Below are 22160 nucleotides of genomic sequence, written 5' to 3'. Positions count from 1 at the left end.
ATGAAGCACATTACGCTATTTTTCTTCCTATTAAACACATTATTTATTTCCGCACAAGAAGAGCCATACAGCTCCGACACTTTTACAGTAAGTCTCGAAGATATACAAACGAGAACCTTTGCAAAAGATTCTTCCGCTAACGCCTTAGTGATTTACGAGCAAGGCGATAGTTATGTAGATAAAGAAGAATACGATTTACACACCAAAATAAAACACAAAATAAAACTACTTAATACAGAAGGTTTCGAGCATGCCAATGTTGCTATTTACTTATACAAAAGCGAGAACAGTAAAGAGAAAATTGAAAATATTAAAGCCATTACCTATAATGAAGTTGGTGGTAATTTAATTAAATCTCACCTTTTAGAAAAAGATATTTATACTGAAGACTATAACGAGAACACAACTTTGGTTAAATTCACTTTACCAAATATTAAAGAGGGCTCAGTAATTACTTATAGTTACGAAGTTATTTCACCGTTTATGTTTAAATACCACGGTTGGGATTTCCAGAGTGATATTCCTAAACTTTATAGTGAATACAAAGCGAGCATTCCAGCAAACTGGCTGTATCACACAAAATTAGTTGGTCAAGAAAAACTAGATATTGCAGAATCTGAAATAAAAAAAGAATGCTTAGTGATGCGTAATGGCGCAACCGCAGATTGCGGAAACAGCACTTTTGCCATGAAAGACATTCCAGCTTTTATTGAAGAAGATTACATGACGACTAAAAGTAACTATTTAGCACGTATAGAGTACGAATTAGAGACTTTTAGAGGCATGGACGGCTCTATTAAGCACTATACAAAAACATGGAAAAGCGTTGATAAAGAACTAAAATCGGAAAAAGAAATTGGTAAGCAAATTAGAAAGTCTGTTGACTTAGAAGATCTTTTAACCGATGATATTATCAACGAAACCGATGCTTTAAAAAAAACTGAAGCTATTTATCAATACGTGCAAGAGCAATATACATGGAATGGCGATTATAAAATTTTTAAAAATGTATCCATAAAAGATTTAATAGAAACACGTTCTGGCAACGTTTCATCTATAAACATCCTACTACATAACATATTAAGAGAAGCCGATATCGATGTAAAACCAGTACTACTTTCTACTCGAAATAACGGATTCCCTACCGTTATCTACCCTGTAATATCAGATTTTAATTATTTAATAGTACAAGCCACTATTGGTGATGATACGTATTTTTTAGACGCTACAGATAAGTTTTTAACATTTGGAGAAATTCCTTTTAGATGTTTAAATGAAAGAGGACGCGTTATGGATTTTAAGGCTGGCAGCGAATGGGTTGATATTACGCCAAAACACCCAACCACAACCATGTACATTACAGAGTTAACTCTAAATAATGATGCAACCGTTAGCGGTACTGTAAAGGGTAAAAAAACGGGCTACCACGCCTTAAATGCTAAAAAAGCTTATTTCCCGAACAACGATAACTACATCGATAAACTAGAAGATAAACACCCGAATTTAGAGATTACAAACCACGAGGTATTAAGCGAAAGCCAAACTAGTAATGGGTTTAACGAATCTTACAACGTCGATTTAGAGTTTGATAATCCTGACGCTAATTTGCTTTACTTAAATCCGTTTATAGCAAAGTTTTTTACGACTAACCCCTTTAAGCTACAAGAGCGCTCCTACCCTATAGACTTTGGTTACGCCGACACCTATTTCTATACCTTAAGATTGAAATTTGATCCCGAAGTATACGAAGTTTCGGAAACTCCAAAAGGCGTAAATCTTGCCATACCAAATAGCAAAGGCAGTATATCTTATTCATCGGCTGTAAAAGAAAACCAAGTACAACTTATGTTTAAAGTACGCTTTAACGATGCTCTATATCCGCCGGAATATTACCCGTATTTAAAGGAAATGATGAATAAAGTTGTCGATATTCAAACAAATTCATTAATATTATTCAAGAAAAAATAGAAAATCATTTCTTACTTTTGAAATACTATGAGTCAAACATCAAAAAAACATTGGAAAATCCGTCTTCACGAAATCATTTACGAGGCCGACACCCCAAAGGGTAAACTTTTCGATGTTATCCTGCTCATTGCTATCATTGCGAGTATTGTGCTCGTTATGCTAGAAAGTATTAAGAGTTTCGATGCTAAATACCACAATTTACTAAACATTTCAGAGTGGATTATCACCATTCTATTCAGTATAGAATATATTGCCCGTATTGTTACGGTAAAAAAGCCTTTAAAATACGTTACCAGTTTTTACGGTATCATCGATTTACTATCCACAAGTCCAAAATACATATCGCTATTATTTGGTGGTATTCACGCACTTGCCGCATTACGCGCTTTACGTTTATTGCGTGTATTCCGGATCTTAAAACTAGCCCGTTTTCTTGGCGCATCACAAGTTCTTACTAATTCGCTAAAAGCCAGTCGTGCAAAAATATCGGTATTCCTATTTGCCGTACTTATCTTATCTATTATTTTCGGGACACTTATGTACCTTATAGAAGGCGAAGTTAGTGGGTTTACAAGCATACCTGTAAGTGTGTATTGGTGCATTGTAACCCTGACTACGGTTGGGTTTGGAGATATCGCACCTATAACACCAATTGGTCAATTAATAGCTGCCATTATCATGATTTTAGGTTATGGCATTATAGCGGTTCCAACCGGTATTGTTTCGGCCGAATACGTTAACCAGAGTAAAGACAAAGACGCAACACCACAAAAACCTAAAGTAAATTTAAACTCACAATCGTGCCAAAATTGCCTTGCAAGTAATCATAAAGACGAAGCAGAATTTTGCTACAACTGTGGCAATAAATTACATTAATTTTTGGGCGTTACTCTATCGGGTCAGGCTTTCACTACGCGCTCCCTCCTAAGGTCGGGGAGCTTAAACAAACCGTTCAATCCTTAACGCACTTATCCGCCAACTTTTGCTCTTCAATTAAGTCTTGCTTTTCTTAAAAGTGTATTTTCAAAACCATTTTAAAGAAGCTAACACCACAATACTTTCTTATTTCATTAAAAAAACTCCTTGCTTTTCTCTATTTTTGAAAACTCTAAAAAAATAAATCTCATCAGCACAACACCAAAATATCTCATTTCTATTGTTGGCCCAACCGCCATTGGAAAAACAGCTCTAAGTATAAAACTAGCACAGCACTTTAAAACTGAAATTATTTCGGCCGATTCTCGTCAGTTTTTTAAAGAAATGCAAATAGGCACAGCGGCTCCTAATGCAGAAGAACTTGCTGGCGCAAAACACCACTTTATTCATCATAAATCGGTGCAAGATAATTACAATGTTGGCGCCTTCGAAAAAGATGCAACAAGCTGTTTAGAGCAACTTTTTAAAACTAACAATGTCGCTGTCATGGTTGGCGGTTCTGGCTTATATAACGATGCCGTAACCAAAGGTTTAGACTACTTTCCTGAAGTTAAACCATCTATTCGAGAAGAACTAAATAAAGAATTAGAGATTAACGGTTTAGAATCTTTAATAACACAATTAAAAGCATTAGATTTAACAACCTATAATACCATTTCTATAGATAATCCACATCGTGTAATTCGTGCTCTAGAAGTTTGTATTGGTAGCGGAAAACCCTATTCTTCATTCTTAAATAAAGAAAAAAACAAGCGTCCGTTTACAACAATTACCGTGGGCTTAACAGCCGATCGTGAACTGATTTACAATCGTATAAATCAACGCGTAGATATCATGATAAATAGTGGTTTATTAGACGAAGTTAAAACACTACTTCCCTACGAAGATTTGAATGCATTAAACACCGTAGGCTACAAAGAATTGTTTAGATATTTAAGCGGAGAATGGACTTTAGAATTTGCTATTTCAGAAATTAAAAAGAATACGCGCCGTTTCGCAAAACGTCAGCTTACCTGGTTTAAAAGAAATGAAAGCACACTTTGGTTTGATTACGAAAGTGATTTAGAAAAAATAATAACTTCAGTACAAGCACAAATGGTTTAATTTCGAAAAAAACCATAATCTTATATTTACTTTTTTATGCTTCTGACGCTTTGCTTTCTTAATCATTAAGCAAATCAATATTTACCAAACTAAACTGTCTTTTCGACTTTTTGAGCATGCTGTGCTTTGCGTATTTACAAAAAGTAGAATGAATTCTTTTTTTAAAGCAATTACATCACCACATTTTTTGCTTTGGCCATCTCTTTTTTTGAGTTAAAAAAAATAAATCATCAGATTTATTACTTTCATTTCGTGTCATTTAACCGATTATTTTACTTTTTAATTGAAAAAAATGATCTAAATGCGTATTTTTAACGTAAATCCTTACGGAAACCTACTTGTATAATTTAACGTAACCCCAAAAAAAATGAAAAATTTAAATCTATTTATTTTACTACTATTTAATTCCGTTTTATTTGCTCAAACTCCTTTTATTAAAGATGATATTGAGTATACAAACGCAGGACAACCTGCTCTTGCAGTCGAAATCAAATCTTATAAAGGTAAAGCAACAGCATTGGCATTACCGAGCTCTGTAACAAATGATGCTAATTCAACAACCTACACTGTAGCATCTATAGCCTTTGGCGCTTTTTTTGGTTCTTCTTTAACAGGTGTTACCATACCTAAAAGCATTACATCTATTGGCAACAATGCTTTTACTAATAGTAAATTAGAAAACATTGACATCCCTGACACCGTAACATCTGTTGGCGCTTATGCTTTTAGTGATAATTCATTAAAAACCGCAACAATCTCTAACACCTTAACTTCTCTTGAAGATCATGTGTTTTCTAATAATGATTTAACAACTATTACAATACCAAATAGTATAATTTCTGTTGGAAGCAATGCTTTTAGTTTTAATGCTTTAACAAGTGTAATTATTGGTGATAATGTAGAACTTATTGATAACAATGCTTTTTACAACAATAAAATAGCAGATATTACAATTCCTTCTAGCGTTAACTCTATTGGAGATAACGCATTTATGGGTAACGAATTAAAAGAAATCACCATTCCGAATAGCGTAACTAGTATTGGAGAAAACTCTTTTTCCGAAAATTATTTAACACACGTTGTTTTAGGAAGTAATCTTACATCTATTGGTAATGAGGCATTTGCAGATAATCTTATCACAAATGTAGAATCTTACAGTGCTAATCCTGCTGCATTACCTTCTGACGCCTTTAATGTTAACGCTGCAATAGATTTATTCATTCCTGAAGGAACGACACAAAAATACGAAGATGCTGGTTGGACAGGATTTAAATCCGTTACCGAAGATCCTGCACTAACTTTAAGTATTGCTAGCGCATCTTTAAAAAATGAATTTACTATCATAAATACAACCAATGATATTCGAGTTAACGGCCCAAAAGGAGTTAATGTTGAAGAATTATTAGTTTTTAATATTTCGGGAATCAATGTAAGAACAAGCAAAGAAACATTTATAGAAACGACTACGTTACCTCATGGTGTTTACATTTTACAAATAGTTACTGATAAAGGTAGCGCGGTTAAAAAGTTTTTTAAATAAGACTAAATCATAAAAGTAAAAAAACCAATCTTAACTATTAATAGCTTAAGATTGGTTTTTTTTATTATTTTTTTCAATAAGCATTGAAAAACATTTTCGTTATACGCAAATATCTAAGCGAACAAAATTAAAACAAAGTGGTTTGCGATTCATCATCTAAATCCTCCTCAGAACCATCAACAGTTTCCTCTCCATTAACTTCAATATTTGCTGCATGAACTTCTTCAGGAGATTCAAAAGGAATTGGATCTAATACATTAATTTGATTTACCTTCTCTTTCGTTAATTGATTTCCTAAAGCGCTAATACCTTTTATAGCTATAAATTCTTCTAAGTTAACCTCCAAGTTTTCTTTTCGTTCTTTACCACGCTCTTTAGCAAACACAATCTCTGCCATAGGTTTCCAATCTGTAGAAACAATTTCTAATAAAGAATTTGGGTGATCGGAAATAAAATGCTCCTCTTTACCTTCTTGCTCTATTAAAAAACGTTTAACGTAATACATTTCTTTTTCGCCATTAAAATACACCGCAGAAATAGGTTTGTTTGGCACCCATTTTTCCATGACAATCATATCGTCATCAAAATGCATAGTAACTTCTGGAGTTACCGTTTTAATCATTCCTGATTGATTGATAATTAGAAGCTTATCTTCACCTCTGAATTCACCAATAAGTTCGCCACGACCATCAACATTTAAACGTTGTACGGTATCATCGAACCAAATTTTACGAGGTTTTAAAGTAGAAACCCCTTTTTCTTTTAATTCTACACGTTTAATAGGATACTTAGTAACTAAATTTCCTTTAGAAGCACGTCCTTTTATTAAGATATCAGTAAAATCGATATCCCATTTCAACTTTTTAATACTTCCAGCCTGACGTAATAAAATAGATATTACTTCTGCTTCTCCATTAGGGTTCGCAGAAAAATATAATGATGCAGAACCTTTATTTCCGTTAGTTAAATCGTATTCTCTATCTCGAGTTACAGCAGTAACAGCAAATCGTTTGATATAGGATGGCCCTGCTTTACCATCACGATAGATCATGTTGTAAATAGTACGTTTATCTTTCTTCTTAAAGATAGCCACGTGAATAATACCTTTACCTATAAAGGTTTTGGTATCCACTTTTGTTACCATCATGATACCAGCTTTGGTAAACACAATAATATCGTCAATATCAGAACAATCGCCAACGTATTCATCACGACGCAAAGAGGTTCCTATAAAACCTTCTTCTCTATTTACAAAGAGTTTTGTGTTTCTAATAACAACTTTAGTAGCATCAACATCATCAAAAGTTCTAATTTCTGTTTTACGCTCACGACCTTCACCATATTCTTTTTTTAGACGGGTGAAATACGCTATAGCGTAATCTATTAAATGCGCTAAATGATGTTTAATTTGTGCAATTTGTTCTTCTAAAGCATCAATTTTTTGTTGAGCCTTATCAATATCAAATTTTGAAATACGTTTAATTCGAATTTCAGTTAAACGTGTAATATCCTCTTCGGTTACAGCACGTTTTAAATGTTTTATATGAGGTTTAAGTCCATTATCTATGGCACTAATTACACCTGCCCAAGTTTCCTCTTCCTCAATATCGCGGTAAATTCTGTTTTCAATAAAAATACGCTCTAAAGACGCAAAATGCCATTGTTCTTCAAATTCACCTAAACGAATTTCTAATTCTTGTTTTAAAAGATCTACCGTATTGTCGGTACTTCTTCTAAGCATTTCTGTAACCCCTACAAATAGTGGTTTATTATCTTCAATAACACAACCTAATGGAGAAATTGACGACTCGCAACTTGTAAAAGCATAAAGCGCATCAATAGTTTTATCTGGAGATAATCCAGATGGTAAATGCACCAAAATTTCAACTTCGGCAGCTGTATTATCTTCAATTTTTTTAACTTTAATTTTACCTTTATCGTTCGCTTTTAATATCGAATCGATTAATGTGGTGGTTGTAGTACCAAAAGGCAACTCAGTAATTACTAAAGTATTTTTATCTAGTTGTGATATTTTTGAACGCACTCTTACCTTTCCACCACGAAGCCCGTCGTTATAGTTCGAAAAATCGGCTATACCAGCAGTTGGAAAATCGGGTAAAATGGTAAAACGTTTACCTTGTAAATGCTTAATAGAAGCATCTATAAGTTCAATAAAATTGTGTGGTAAAATTTTTGTAGACAAACCTACCGCAATACCTTCGCCACCTTGCGCTAACAATAACGGGAACATTACCGGTAAATTAACCGGTTCCTTTCTTCGTCCATCGTAACTCGCTTGCCACTCGGTAATTTTAGGATTAAAAACAACATCTAAGCCAAACTTAGATATACGTGCCTCAATATAACGTGAAGCTGCCGCACGATCGCCTGTTAGAATATTACCCCAGTTTCCTTGGGTATCAATCAACAAGTCTTTTTGACCAATTTGAACCATAGCATCGGCAATACTAGCATCTCCGTGAGGGTGATACTGCATGGTATGCCCAACAATGTTCGCTACTTTATTGTATCGACCATCATCTAAATCCTTCATGGAATGCATAATCCTACGTTGTACGGGTTTAAAACCGTCTTCGATTGCAGGTACAGCACGCTCCAGAATTACATAAGATGCGTAATCTAAAAACCAATCTTTGTACATACCCGTAACACGGGTAATGGTTTCTTGGGGTTCTTCTTCTTGGTTGTTAATTAAATCGTCGTTTTCGTCTTCTGCCATTAAAAATGATTACTCTTTTGGTTTACCGCTAAGGGTAACACGTCCAGTTTTTCTACGTTTCTTTGCTTTACTTGTCACATCGTGATTGTGTAAATAGTCATAGGAACGTCTTTTTTCTTTACTCTTGTCTTTAATATATAACATCTTTATAAAATTTTTAAGACTTACTTCCAAACTATATTCAAAACAGCCTGACAGTAAGTGATTTATGATTATTTTTAATATTTGTACTGCAAAATTACTAAATATTTAAATTTAAACATATAAAATTCTCAATTTGATAATAATAAGATGTTATTCGTCTATTAAATCGACCTCTACTTTAAGGTTATCTATTATAAATTCTTGTCGTGTTGGTGTGTTTTTGCCCATATAGAAAGATAATAAATCTTCAATAGACATATTATCATCTAGCATAATAGGATCTAAACGAATGTCTTGACCTATAAAATGCTTAAACTCATCTGGAGAAATCTCACCTAAACCTTTAAATCGAGTGATTTCTGGCTTTGGTTTTAACTTCTCTATAGCACTACGGCGTTCATCTTCAGAATAACAATAGATTGTTTCTTTCTTATTTCGCACACGAAATAATGGTGTTTGTAATATATAAAGGTGACCTTCTTTTATAACTTCTGGAAAAAACTGAAGAAAAAATGTAATTAACAACAAGCGAATATGCATACCATCGACATCGGCATCTGTTGCAATTACTACATTGTTATAACGTAAATCTTCTAAGCTTTCTTCTATATTTAATGCGGCTTGCAGTAAATTAAACTCTTCGTTTTCGTAAACTATTTTTTTGGTTAATCCGTAGCAATTTAAAGGCTTTCCTTTTAAACTGAAAACGGCTTGTGTATTTACATCTCGTGACTTGGTAATACTACCCGATGCAGAATCTCCCTCGGTGATAAATAAAGTGCTCTCTAAGTTTCTTACGTTTTTAGTATCGCCAAAATGCACACGACAATCGCGTAACTTTTTATTATGAAGACTCGCTTTTTTAGCACGATCTTTAGCCAGTTTACGAATACCCGATAACTCCTTACGTTCACGCTCTGCTTGCAGAATTTTACGTTGAATTTTATCGGCTGTATCTGGGTTTTTATGTAAATAATTATCTAAATATTTTTTAAGAAAATCGTTAATATACGTTCGAACGGTTGGCAACTCGCCTCCCATATCTGTAGAACCTAATTTAGTTTTTGTCTGACTCTCGAATACTGGTTCCATAACCTTAATAGCAATGGCCGAAACTACAGACTTTCTAACATCTGAAGCATCGTAATTTTTACCATAAAACTCACGAATGGTTTTTACCAAAGCTTCACGAAAGGCCGTTAAATGCGTTCCACCCTGCGTGGTATTCTGTCCGTTTACAAAACTATTATATTCTTCACTATACTGTGTTTTACTGTGTGTAAGCGCCACTTCAATATCATCACCACGAAGATGAATGATAGGGTATAACAAATCTGATTCGTTTATTTTTTCGGCTAATAAATCTTTTAATCCGTTTTCACTAAAATATTTCTCACCATTAAAAACTATAGTTAAACCTGGGTTTAAGTATACATAGTTTTTAAGCATTTTAACGATATACTCGTTACGATACTTATATTTTTTAAAGATAATTTCATCAGGAATGAAAGATACTTTGGTTCCTTTACGACGCGATGTTTCTTCTAAAAACTCCTCATTTGTTAGGTTTCCCTGAGAAAATTCCGCGGAAGCACTTTTATTATCACGTGTAGATTCTACCCTAAAAAAGGAAGATAAAGCATTAACAGCCTTAGTACCTACTCCGTTTAAACCTACCGATTTTTTGAAGGCCTTAGAATCGTATTTACCACCGGTATTCATTTTGGAAACCACATCGACTACTTTCCCTAAAGGAATTCCACGACCGTAATCGCGAACGGTAACTTTTACGCCTTGTATAGAAATTTCGATGTTTTTCCCTGCTCCCATCACAAACTCATCGATAGAGTTGTCTAAAACTTCTTTTAAAAGAATATAAACACCATCGTCTGGCGAACTACCATCACCAAGCTTTCCAATATACATACCCGGACGCATTCTAATATGTTCCTTCCAGTCGAGTGAGCGTATATTATCTTCGGTATAGTTAGATTCTTCTGCCATTAAGATTTCGTAATTTTGGGATTTAAAAAGCTAAGATAGCACAAGTAAATAAAAAATAAAATAGCAAGCAAACAAAGTAATGAACAATAGAGTGTTTTTATTATTTAAACGCTGTTTTTAGTCTTTTTTCCTGCTTTTTATCGACATAAACACAATACCACCAATAACTATTAACGCTCCAAAAAACTGAAGCAAAGTTAGCGACTCATTTAAAAAGATAGATGCTAATATTATGGTTGAAATTGGACCAATACCTGCCACAATGGCAAAGTTGGACGAACTTATCATTTTTATTGATAATGACACTAAAAACGAAGGAATTACCGTTGCAAAAACAGCTATTAGGAAACCTAGTAAATAAACCTCCCAAGTAAAGCCTAATAAGTCCATTTTACCAATAAATCCATAATGGATAAACACACAAAAACAAGACACCAACATGGCATAAGCAGTAAATTTAATAACACCAAATTTAGGTATTAACCAACCGCTACCCACTAAATACGAGGCATAGGTTATGGCACTCAATAATATAAAGAAACCACCCAAATAAGCATCGGTCCCTGAGACGTTCACTTCATCGGAAAAAGCAATAATAATTCCAACATAAGTCAGGCCAATAGCAATGGTTTGTATTTTAGAGATTGCCTGCTTTAAAAAGATGCGGTTTAACAGAATAACGATAGTTGGATATAAAAATAAGATAATACGCTCTAAGCTCGCTTTTATATACGTTAAACCAACAAAATCGAAATAACTTGCTAAATAATACCCCACAAAACCAAAGAAAACCACCCAAGCATAATCTTTATGCCTAAGGATTGCACCTTCTACTTTATTTCTATAAATAATAGCTATTACAACATAAAACGGAAAAGAAAACAGCATACGCAACAGTAAAATACTTATAGCATCGACTTGATACTTATAAGCTAATTTTACCATGACGGCTTTAGAGGAAAATAAAACAATTCCTAAAACACCAATAGCGATACCCGACCAAAACTTTTTTGTTGCTTGCATACCGCGAATTTAGAATTCTAATATTGATAATAATTCAAAAAAAGATATAATTACGACGTTCAAATTAGATTTTCCGCAACATATCTAAATGAAAGCATTTCTATAAACGTTATTTTATTCAATTTTACTACGAAATTCGTATCAGGGCTTTAAAGCTAATTTTCTTATTAAAACCTCCATGTTTAACACCTTGTTTTTCAAGTAACAACCTCATGTTTAGACATAAAAAAACTTCATTCCTAAGATGTAGAAATGAAGTTTTTAAAATGCAATATATTATATTGTTACACGTTGAATAAGAAATGCATAACATCGCCATCTTTAACAATGTAGTTTTTACCTTCAACACGCATTTTACCTGCTTCTTTTACTTTAGCTTCGCTACCATAACTTGCAAAATCCTCATAACCGATAACTTCGGCACGAATAAATCCTTTTTCAAAATCGGTATGAATAACACCTGCAGCTTGTGGAGCCGTAGCACCTATATCAACCGTCCAAGCGCGAACCTCTTTTACACCTGCTGTAAAATAAGTTTGTTGGTTTAATAACTTATAAGCCGAACGAATTAATTTAGCCGCTCCTGCTTCTTCTAAACCGATATCTGCTAAAAACATTTGGCGTTCTTCGTAATCGTCTAATTCATTAATATCAGCTTCCGTACCAACAGCTAAAACTAAAACTTCTGCGTTTTCATCTTTAACCGTCTCACGTACTAACTCTACATAAGCATTACCAGAAACAGCAGAACCTTCATCTACGTTACAAACGTACATTACTGGCTTATCTGTAATAAATTGCGATGGTTTTACGAATTCAATATCATCTTCTTCAGAAAATTCTAAAGCACGAATAGATACTCCTGATTCTAAGGCTGCTTTAATTTTTAATAAAACAGCTTCTTCTTTTTGAGCGTCTTTGTTTCCTGTTTTAGCAGCACGTTTTACTTTATCGAGCTTTTTATCAACCGTTTCTAAATCTTTAAGTTGAAGCTCCATATCGATAGTTTCCTTATCACGAATAGGATTTACATTACCATCAACATGTATAATATTATCGTTATCAAAACAACGTAAAACATGAAGAATAGCATCGGTTTCACGAATATTCGCTAAAAACTGATTTCCTAAACCTTCACCCTTACTAGCGCCTTTTACTAAACCTGCAATATCAACTATTTCTACAGTTGCGGGTTGTACACGCTCTGGGTTTACTAATTCTTCTAACTTTTCTAAACGCGGATCTGGCACATTTACCACACCAATATTAGGTTCGATTGTACAAAACGGGAAGTTTGCACTTTGCGCTTTTGCATTAGATAAACAATTAAATAAAGTCGATTTCCCTACGTTTGGTAATCCTACGATGCCTGCTTTCATTGAAATATGTATTTTATTATTCCCGTAACGTGGGAACCTATATTTTTCGAGTGCAAATATAGGGTATATTGAGAGTATTTCTATTATTTATTTTTAAAGAGAATAGATTACACATAATTCAACAAAAACAAACTTTAACAGCGTATTCAGCACGTTTTTAAGCGACAATCAAATGGTTTTAATATAATTTTAACATATATTAGCTTTAAATAACTCAAAAACAAAATTAATTAAATTATGAAAAAACTTTACACGTTAATACTGTGCTTAGGGAGCTTTATGTTTTCGTATGCACAACAGGTCGTCAAAGGTAATATTTCCGATGCATCGGGAATGCCAATTGCTGGAGTAAACGTTGTGGAAAAAGGAACAACAAATGGTGCTATTTCTGATTTTGATGGAAACTTCAGCATTTCAGCAAATGGTAACTCAACACTAGTTTTTAGCTATGTTGGTTACGATTCTAAAGAAATAGCCGTAAACAACCGTTCAACATTTAATGTAACCCTAGATGATGGCGTTAGCTTAGATGAAGTGATGCTTGTAGGTTCTCGTAGCCCAAAACGAACTGCTATAGATACTGCTGTTCCCGTTGATGTTATTAATGTTGCAGATATTGCATCTAACACCGGAAAGGTTGAAGTTAATGAGATTTTACAATATGCAGCGCCTTCTTTTAATGCAAGTAAACAATCGGGGTCTGATGGTGCCGACCATATTGTTCCGGCATCTTTACGTGGTTTAGGTCCAGATCAAACTTTGGTTTTAATTAACGGTAAACGTAGACACCAATCGAGTTTAGTAAATATTTTTGGAACTCGTGGTCGAGGAAATTCCGGAACAGATTTAAACGCTATTCCTGCAAATGCCATCAAACGCATTGAGGTTTTAAGAGATGGTGCTTCGGCACAATACGGATCGGATGCCATTGCTGGTGTAATCAATATTGTTTTAAAAGATAATACCGATGGTTTTACTGGTGGTATCACTTACGGTGCATACAGCACAGCTATTGGTGACGGTTGGGAAGCTGCTACGGGCGAAACTTTAAGTAATGTAGAAGGTGAAAATCGTTTAGATGGAAAAAGTAAGAGCTGGGATGGAGAAACTGTAAAAATTGACGCTAATTACGGTGTATCTTTAAACGATGCCGGTGGTTACATGAATTTTACAACAGAATTTTTATCGAGACAAAACACACTTAGACCTGGTTTTTCTTGGCGTCAAGGATATGGTAGCGCTGGTGTTGATGGTTTTAACTTTATGATTAATTCCGCTTTACCTATTAATGATAATACCGAAATTTATGCTTTTGGTGGTAGAAACTATAGAGATACCGACGCTTATGCTTTTTCTAGAGATAGTTTTGCAAATGGTGATAACAGATCGGTACCTAGCTTATACCCTAACGGTTTTACACCTAGAATCACCTCTAACATTACCGATGTTTCTGTTTCGGTTGGTGTAAGACATGAAATGGAAAATGGTTGGAATGTAGATTTCAATAATACCTTCGGAAAAAACTTTTTCCACTACTATATAAAGGACAGTAATAATGCATCTATGCAAGATTTATCGCCTACAGATTTTGATGCTGGTGGACATTACTTATCTCAAAACACTACAGGTTTAGATTTTAATAAATATTTAGATGATGTTGCTTCTGGATTAAGTCTAGCCTTTGGTTTTGAATATAGAACAGAAAACTTTGGCATTTTTGCAGGCGAAGAAGCCTCTTACGGGCTTTATGATGAAAACGGCGTGATAATTACAAACCCGGCGTTACAAACCGTTGCAACAGATTCTAACGACGATGTTTTATCAGGAAGTTCACAAGGTTTTCCTGGTTATAGTCCAGATAACGAAGTAGATAGAAGCAGAACAAATTATGGTATTTATTTTGATACCGAGCTTAATGTTTCTGAAGCTTTTATGCTTGCCGGAGCTTTACGATTTGAACAATACAGTGACTTCGGAAGTACTTTTAACGGAAAATTAACGAGTAGATTAAAAGTTACTGATAACTTCACTTTAAGAGGTTCTATTTCTACAGGCTTTAGAGCACCATCTTTAGCTCAATTGTATTACAACCTAAAGTTTACCAATATTGTTGCAGGAACTTCAGTACCATCTTTACTATCAGCTAATAATAGTACAGTAACCAAAGCTTTTGGTATAGGACAGTTAAACGAGGAAAAAGCCTTTAACGCTAGTATTGGATTTACTTATAAAAAAGGAGGTTTTACAGCAACTATTGATGCATATTCTATTTCGGTTGATGATCGTATTATTTTAACCGACAACTTTACAGATCAAACTGTTTTAGGACCATTGAATGTAGATGCCGCCCAATTTTTTGCAAATGGTGTAGATACCAGAACTAATGGTTTAGATATTGTTTTGGGTTACGGAACCAGCGTAGGAGACGAAGGTAAACTTCAAGTAGATTTAATTGGTAATTTAAATGATTTAACCATTAAAGAAATCCATAATGGTGCTCTAAATGAGTTTACATTTTTCGGACCATTTTCTCAAGCTTATTTAAAAGCTGCGGCTCCAGATTATAAATTTGGTTTAAACCTTGGGTATACTAACAAAAAATTCAATGCTTCTGTTGCTTTAACTCAATTTAGTGAAGTAACACTTCAAGATTTTCAATGGGTAGATTCTCCTCCAACAACACAAGCTGAAGCAGATGCGCTTTTCCCTGTAGCTACCGATGTTTATGAAGCCGCTTTAATTGTAGATTTAAGCTTAGGTTACCAAATTTCGGATAAACTAAAGTTGAGTATTGGTGCTAATAACTTATTTAACACCTACCCGACTCCACAATTTGATGGATGGACAGATCAAGGTGGTTTAGCCGATTCTGTACAAATGGGATCTGATGGTACGTATGCCTTTGCTAGATTAAACTTTAAATTATAAAAAGTATTTTTAAAAAAAATAAATAAAAAAGCCGAGCAATATTGCTCGGCTTTTTTTATGTTTTAGAATCTATTAATCATTAATAAATAAAAATAAATTACCCGTTTTAAAATTTATCGAAATATTATTTTCTACAGCCTTATTGCGTGTACCTATACGGTCTCCAAAAGCCAAAGTTTCATTATTTAAAGCATATTGCAAACCTAAAGTTACAATACCAGTAGCTTTCGGTAACGGAATTAACGACACCGTTTTATCTAAGCAATTTTTAATTTCCGAAGATTTATCAGCTAAAAAATAATAGCCATGATTATCGAAAAAAGTTAAATCGAGCTTTGTTTTCCATTGTAGTGCCGTATGTAAATTTCCTAAAAAATGGTCTTGCTCCTTCCCGCTTGCTCCAAAAACATGAACCGTTTTAAATCCTTTATCAGAAAGAATTTGCAAAACTTTATCAAAATCTGTAAAATCTTGATTTGGTGTATGAATCACTTCAACAGCATCCGGAATAGTTTCAATAGAATCAAAATCGCCACTGATAAAATTAGGAACAATATTATTTGCTTCTAAAAACTTGTAGGCGCCATCTGTGGCACAAACTATTTTATAGTTTTCTAAATCTGGAATAGACTTTGGTTGTTCGCCGTTTAAAAACAAGCATACTTTTTCTGTATTCATCTAAACAAAAATAAGAAAGTTATAGTAAACAAAATTCTATATGTTTTCTAAATAAACACAGTATTAAATAAATAGCATAATTATGGTTAGCACCACCCCAAAAGCTGTAAAATACATACCTTTTTTAAAGATTTTAGTTTTTGGCATAAACATCCAAAACGATGATATTGCAAAAAAGAAAAGCGACACACCAGAAAATACATTCAACCAAAATAACGGCTCTGCCGATGTGGCTTTGTGTAAATGCGTCATTCTATTTAGCACATATGGCAATTCTTTATTTGTGTATTCAGCTAAACCAGTAGTTTTATTATACTGTCCATTTTTAAACAAAACTAAATCGCCTTCGGTCTTTTCTGCTCTAAAGCGTTTTATTTTTAAAGCACGACCAATAGCTTCGCCATTTAAATTTGGTTTTATTGTTTTTTCTACTTTGGTCTCACTTTTTAAAAAGTCGGTATTTCTAAAAATCAAAACAACACCACTTAATGAGTATACAATCATTACTCCGATTAAAAAAAATCCTAAATAACGATGTATTATACGCATCCACTTTTTTGTCATAACTATATTTTTTTTTGGGGTTTGACTAAACTATCTTTAAAAGGTTTAATGCTGAACAAAAAAAAAAAATCGTCTAAAATAATTTCAGACGTGTTTCAATTTAATTTCACATAAAAAAACCTAAGCGCAAACTTAGGGATTTTATTATTTTTATGAAATACGTTTCTATTGAAAAGAAATACCTTTTTGATTTCCACCATAAACAAAGGGTTGGAAATTATCGTCCATAACTTGGCAATCCACAGTAATGGACGTACCAACTGCGTTTCCAAAAATACTAGCCACTGCAGAATCTGCGGCATCTCTACCGTTCGCGATTTTTACTAGTCCGTTTAAAGCCACTAATTTAGTCGAATCGAATATAATCCAATCGCCATCGATATAAGCCTCAAAACACGCATGGAAATCTGGCGGATTTAATTGATACGCATAACCTGTAAAATATCTTGCCGGAATAGATAAAGCTCTACAAAGCGCAATCCCTAAATGGGCAAAATCTCGACAAACACCAACACGCTCCGTAACCGTATCTATGGCCGAAGTTTGAGAATCTGTACTACCACTTGTGTATTCAATATTATTATAAATCCATTCGGTTATTGCTAAAACTCTATCGTAAACAGTTGCGTAGTGTCCGAATTCCTTAAAGGAAAACTTCATTAACTTATCAGATTGGCAATAACGACTTGGATAGAGAAAGGAAGCAATGTAACTATCAAGTTCTACAACAGACACTAAATTCTCAGAGTTACTTTCATCAATAATTTTATAACTCATGTCTACAATTGCAGAATATGACATCGAAAAATTACACGGTTCTTGTATTTTTAATCTCATAAATTTAGATCGTCCATCATGAGCCGTAAAAACATCATGATTAATAGCAGGATCTATCATTAAGTTTTCTTCTAAAACCGTTTGACTAGATGTATTTAAAGCGTGAATATTAAAAATAAATGTTGTGGGACCATTTACATTATAAGACAAGGAACTTTTTACATTAAATTTCATACTAAAAGGAGTTTATGTTTAATCTTGAGACTATTCAATTCAAAAATACACCCATTCCGTGCTTAATATGGTCTTTATTAGATTAATAAATATCATAATTGAAGTAAAATTTAACTCAATCGAATTTCTTACGAATTAACAACAAAACGCCCCTAATACTTTCCAAATACCTAAAATAGCACTTTTTTTAGCAGAGAAATTCAGTTTCAGTTTATCACAAAAAAAACCCTAAGCTTTAGGCTCAGGATTTTTTTTTATTTATAATGTATTTATTTTCTATCCTTCTGGATGCATAAAACGTTGTTTAGCCAAAAGTTCTTCTTCTGTTTCTACAACATCTTCATCTGGCACACAACAATCTACAGGGCAAACTGCAGCACATTGTGGCTCATCATGAAAACCTTTACACTCTGTACACTTATCTGGTACAATATAGTAAAGCTCATCGCTAATTGGTTCTTGAGCCTCATCAGCGTCTACTTCATGTCCGTTTGTTAAAACAACAGTACCATCTAAACTTGTACCGTCTTTATAGCGCCAGTCATCGGCACCTTCATATATTGCTGTATTTGGGCACTCAGGTTCACAAGCCCCACAATTTATACACTCGTCTGTTATTATAATTGCCATAGTAATTTTTATTTTTAAAATTTAAGAACTCTATTACAGTTTCCTTAAATTTGCAGTTGCAAAAATAAAGCCAAAACTATTCATAACCAAATTAAGAATGAATTTACAAGAAAGAATTAACGCTTTTGTAAAATTAGGAGAATTTTTAAGTCAATTTTCTAACGAAGTGATACAAAAGAAAGATAATATTGAACATAACGATGTGTTTTTCGATGGTTTTAAGCACCAACTAAAACTTGCCGAAGAACATAACGGCTGGTTTACTAAAGAAAATATGGCTTTCGCATTGCAAGGTTGGGCAGATAGTTTAACAAGCGAGAAGCTAAATACATGGCTTAATGCTTATAAGTTTAATAGTGTAACACCTAAAAAGGTGGCTATTATTATGGCTGGAAATATTCCTTTAGTTGGGTTTCACGATTTTCTTGCCGTATTAATTTCCGGACATGAGGTTGTTGTAAAACAATCTAGCAACGATAAGCACCTACTACCCTATTTAGCTAAATATTTAGAATTTGTAGAACCTCAGTTTAAAGGCAAAATGACCTTTACGGAAGAAAAACTTACCGATTTTGATGCCGTTATTGCTACCGGAAGCGACAATACAGCCCGCTACTTTGAATATTATTTTAAAGGAAAACCTTCTATAATAAGGAATAACAGAAATTCGGTTGCGGTTTTAACCGGAAATGAAACTGAAGATGATTTAAAAAACCTATCGGAAGATATTTTTAGATATTATGGTCTTGGCTGTAGAAACGTATCTAAACTCTACGTACCTAAAGGTTATAAATTTGACGGCTTTTTTCAAGGTATTTACCATTGGCACGATATTGTAAACAAAGCAAAATACGCCAATAATTACGATTATAACAAAGCCGTATATTTAATGAGTGAATTCGATATGCTAGAAAACGGATTCTTTATGATAAAAGAAGATGAAAGCTACGCTTCGCCTATTGCAACCCTGTTTTACGAGTATTACGATTCTAAAGCCGCTTTAAATGAAAAATTAGAGGCCGATTCAGGAAAAATACAATGCGTAGTATCCAAAGGATTTACAAAAAATGAAATCGCATTTGGAGCCACACAAAAACCAGAACTTTGGGATTATGCGGATAGTGTCGATTCTGTTGAATTTTTGTTAGCGATTTGACGAAAAAATTATCGAATTTTTAACACCAATTCAGCAATTAATTAGCAACTTTGTATCTTACATTTTTTGAAAATTTAAATGAAACATCCACATTTTTAAAGTATAATAAAATGTATAATTTGGATGATATTTAAAACCATTAAAAAACCATATAACTTTACAAATGAAAAAACATAACTTTAGTGCAGGACCAAGTATTTTACCTCAAAGTGTATTATTAAAAGCTTCCGAGGCTATAGTTGATTACAATAATACAGGTTTATCTTTAATCGAAATATCACACAGAAGTAAAGAGTTTGTTGATATTATGGAAAATGCTAGAGCTTTAGCTTTAGAATTATTAGGTTTAGAAGGTAAAGGTTATAAAGCATTATTTTTACAAGGTGGCGCAAGTACACAGTTTTTAATGGTAGCTATGAATCTTTTAGAAAAAAGAGCAGGTTATTTAAACACTGGAGCTTGGAGTGCCAAAGCTATTAAAGAGGCTAAAAAATTAGATGATATTTACGAAGTAGCATCATCTGCCGATGCAAATTACAACTATATCCCTAAGGGTTATGATGTTCCTTCGGATTATGATTACTTCCATTGCACATCAAACAATACTATTTTTGGAACACAAATGAAATCGTTTCCTAAAACAAGTGTACCTATGGTTTGCGACATGAGTAGTGATATCTTTTCTCGTGTTATAGATTATTCTCAATTCGATCTTATTTATGCTGGAGCTCAAAAAAACATAGGCCCTGCAGGAACAACTTTAGTTGTTATTAAAGAAGATATATTAGGAAAAGTATCTCGCGATATTCCTTCTATCATGGATTATAAATTACACATCAAAGCAGGTAGCATGTTTAACACGCCTCCTGTATTTCCAGTTTACACAACTATGTTAACATTAGAATGGTTAAAAGGTTTAGGTGGTATTGCTGGTATTGAGAAAGAAAACGAAAAGAAATCTCGTTTAATGTATTCTGAAATTGATTTGAATCCATTATTTAAAGGTTTCGCCGCTAAGGACGATCGTTCTATGATGAATGCAACCTTCAACCTTACAAACGATAACTTAAAAGAAACGTTTGAAACTATGTTGAAAGAAGCAGGAATTAGCGCTGTTAACGGTCATCGTAGTGTTGGTGGTTACCGTGCTTCTATGTACAACGCTTTACCTTTAGATAGTGTAAAAGCACTTGTAGAAGTTATGAGCGAATTAGAAGCGAAAGCTTAAAAATTAGCTTTTTAATTTCTGCGAGAGTAGAAATCTAATAAAGACAACAACTATAATTAAATATAAAAAATTTCCACTTTCGTGGGAATAAAAAAAAGAATTACAATGAAAGTATTAGCAAACGATGGCGTTTCTCAAAGTGGAATTGATGCCTTAGAAAAAGCAGGTTACGAAGTAATTACAACAACTGTAGCTCAAGAACAATTAATAAACTATATCAACGAAAAAGACATCGCTGTATTATTAGTACGTAGTGCAACTACAGTACGTAAAGATTTAATCGATGCTTGCCCAGGATTAAAAATTATTGGTCGTGGTGGTGTTGGTATGGATAATATTGATGTAGAGTATGCTCGCGAAAAAGGACTTTCTGTAATTAATACACCGGCTGCATCTTCTCACTCTGTGGCAGAATTAGTATTTGGTCACTTTTACGGTTTAGCACGTTTTTTACATAACTCAAACCGCGATATGCCTCTAGAAGGTGATAGCAACTTCAAAGGTTTAAAGAAGGCTTATGCTAAAGGAACTGAGCTTAAAGGAAAAACTTTAGGTGTTTTAGGTTTTGGTCGTATTGGTCAAGCCACTGCAAAAGTAGCTCTAGGTGCTGGTATGAAAGTGGTTGCTTTCGATCCATTTTTAGAAAATGCTAACTTAGAGTTAGATTTCTTTGATGGTCAAAAAGTAAACTTTGATATTAAAACAATTTCTAAGGACGACGTTTTAAAACAATCTGACTTTGTTACACTTCACGTACCTGCTCAAGATGATTACGTTATCGACGAGGCAGAATTCAATATCATGAAAGATGGTGTTATTATTGCTAACGCAGCACGTGGTGGTGTAGTTAACGAAATAGCACTTGTTAAAGCTATTGAAAGTGGAAAAGTAGCGGGAGCTGCATTAGATGTTTTTGAAAAAGAACCTAAACCAGAAATGCAATTACTAATGAATTCTGCGTTATCGCTTACACCGCATATTGGTGCTGCAACTAACCAAGCGCAAGATAGAATTGGTACAGAATTAGCAACTCAAATTATTTCTATTCTTGGATAAGAATTAGTAATAATTTAAATTTATAAAAACCCTCCTAACTTTTAGTTTCGAGGGTTTCTTCATTTTAAATG

The 22160-nt window shown here is 33.7% G+C and carries 16 protein-coding genes; 8 read left to right on the top strand and 8 right to left on the bottom strand.

From position 1 onward, the window contains the following. From V6246_RS02660 to V6246_RS02645, 4 genes are all read left to right on the top strand, one after another. Positions 1-1968: a transglutaminase domain-containing protein gene (locus V6246_RS02660; RefSeq protein WP_341558839.1), complete on the top strand. Its 1968-nt coding sequence runs from the start codon at positions 1-3 to the stop codon at positions 1966-1968. A gap of 27 nt (positions 1969-1995) precedes the next feature. Further along, positions 1996-2844: an ion transporter gene (locus V6246_RS02655; RefSeq protein ID WP_159020197.1), complete on the top strand. Its 849-nt coding sequence runs from the start codon at positions 1996-1998 to the stop codon at positions 2842-2844. Positions 2845-3051: 207 nt separating this feature from the next. Continuing rightward, the gene (gene miaA, locus V6246_RS02650; protein WP_445818983.1) at positions 3052-4008 is read left to right on the top strand and encodes a tRNA (adenosine(37)-N6)-dimethylallyltransferase MiaA; all 957 of its coding nucleotides are present in this window, start codon (positions 3052-3054) and stop codon (positions 4006-4008) included. A gap of 367 nt (positions 4009-4375) precedes the next feature. After that, a complete protein-coding gene (locus tag V6246_RS02645; RefSeq protein WP_341558838.1) occupies positions 4376-5548 on the top strand; it encodes a leucine-rich repeat domain-containing protein in 1173 nt (390 codons plus the stop codon). A 127-nt stretch (positions 5549-5675) separates the two neighbouring features. Here V6246_RS02645 and V6246_RS02640 read toward each other — a convergent pair whose 3' ends face one another. The 4 genes from V6246_RS02640 to ychF form a co-directional block, all read right to left on the bottom strand. Then, entirely contained in the window at positions 5676-8288 is a 2613-nt protein-coding gene (locus V6246_RS02640; RefSeq protein WP_341558837.1) for a DNA gyrase/topoisomerase IV subunit A, read from the bottom strand. A gap of 294 nt (positions 8289-8582) precedes the next feature. Continuing rightward, positions 8583-10436, bottom strand: coding sequence for a DNA topoisomerase IV subunit B (locus V6246_RS02635; protein ID WP_341558836.1), 1854 nt, complete (start codon positions 10434-10436; stop codon positions 8583-8585). 117 nt (positions 10437-10553) lie between these two features. Then, complete coding sequence (locus V6246_RS02630; RefSeq protein WP_341558835.1) at positions 10554-11459, bottom strand: DMT family transporter; 906 nt, start codon at positions 11457-11459, stop codon at positions 10554-10556. 284 nt (positions 11460-11743) lie between these two features. After that, positions 11744-12838: a redox-regulated ATPase YchF gene (gene ychF / locus V6246_RS02625; RefSeq protein WP_341558834.1), complete on the bottom strand. Its 1095-nt coding sequence runs from the start codon at positions 12836-12838 to the stop codon at positions 11744-11746. 237 nt (positions 12839-13075) lie between these two features. On the opposite strand from ychF, the gene V6246_RS02620 reads away from it, so the two are divergent. Further along, entirely contained in the window at positions 13076-15766 is a 2691-nt protein-coding gene (locus V6246_RS02620; RefSeq protein ID WP_341558833.1) for a TonB-dependent receptor, read from the top strand. A gap of 72 nt (positions 15767-15838) precedes the next feature. Here V6246_RS02620 and V6246_RS02615 read toward each other — a convergent pair whose 3' ends face one another. From V6246_RS02615 to V6246_RS02600, 4 genes are all read right to left on the bottom strand, one after another. Then, the gene (locus V6246_RS02615) at positions 15839-16444 is read right to left on the bottom strand and encodes a thiamine diphosphokinase (RefSeq protein ID WP_341558832.1); all 606 of its coding nucleotides are present in this window, start codon (positions 16442-16444) and stop codon (positions 15839-15841) included. 63 nt (positions 16445-16507) lie between these two features. Further along, on the bottom strand, positions 16508-17008 hold the full coding sequence (locus V6246_RS02610) for a hypothetical protein (protein WP_341558831.1): 501 nt from the start codon (positions 17006-17008) through the stop codon (positions 16508-16510). Positions 17009-17173: 165 nt separating this feature from the next. Further along, positions 17174-18019: a transglutaminase-like domain-containing protein gene (locus V6246_RS02605; RefSeq protein ID WP_341558830.1), complete on the bottom strand. Its 846-nt coding sequence runs from the start codon at positions 18017-18019 to the stop codon at positions 17174-17176. Between the two features lie 276 nt (positions 18020-18295). Continuing rightward, positions 18296-18649, bottom strand: a complete 354-nt coding sequence (locus tag V6246_RS02600; protein ID WP_159020186.1) for a 4Fe-4S dicluster domain-containing protein — start codon at positions 18647-18649, stop codon at positions 18296-18298. A 97-nt stretch (positions 18650-18746) separates the two neighbouring features. Here V6246_RS02600 and V6246_RS02595 point away from each other — a divergent pair, with 97 nt between their 5' ends. From V6246_RS02595 to V6246_RS02585, 3 genes are all read left to right on the top strand, one after another. Beyond that, positions 18747-19805, top strand: a complete 1059-nt coding sequence (locus V6246_RS02595; protein WP_341558829.1) for an acyl-CoA reductase — start codon at positions 18747-18749, stop codon at positions 19803-19805. Between the two features lie 163 nt (positions 19806-19968). Further along, positions 19969-21033, top strand: a complete 1065-nt coding sequence (gene serC, locus V6246_RS02590) for a 3-phosphoserine/phosphohydroxythreonine transaminase (protein WP_341558828.1) — start codon at positions 19969-19971, stop codon at positions 21031-21033. A 105-nt stretch (positions 21034-21138) separates the two neighbouring features. Beyond that, a complete protein-coding gene (locus V6246_RS02585) occupies positions 21139-22089 on the top strand; it encodes a D-2-hydroxyacid dehydrogenase (protein ID WP_341558827.1) in 951 nt (316 codons plus the stop codon). Positions 22090-22160 lie beyond the last annotated feature (71 nt).

Source organism: Algibacter sp. TI.3.09 (assembly GCF_038154905.1).
Taxonomy (GTDB): domain Bacteria; phylum Bacteroidota; class Bacteroidia; order Flavobacteriales; family Flavobacteriaceae; genus Algibacter.
This window is presented reverse-complemented; position numbering and strand designations above follow the sequence as displayed.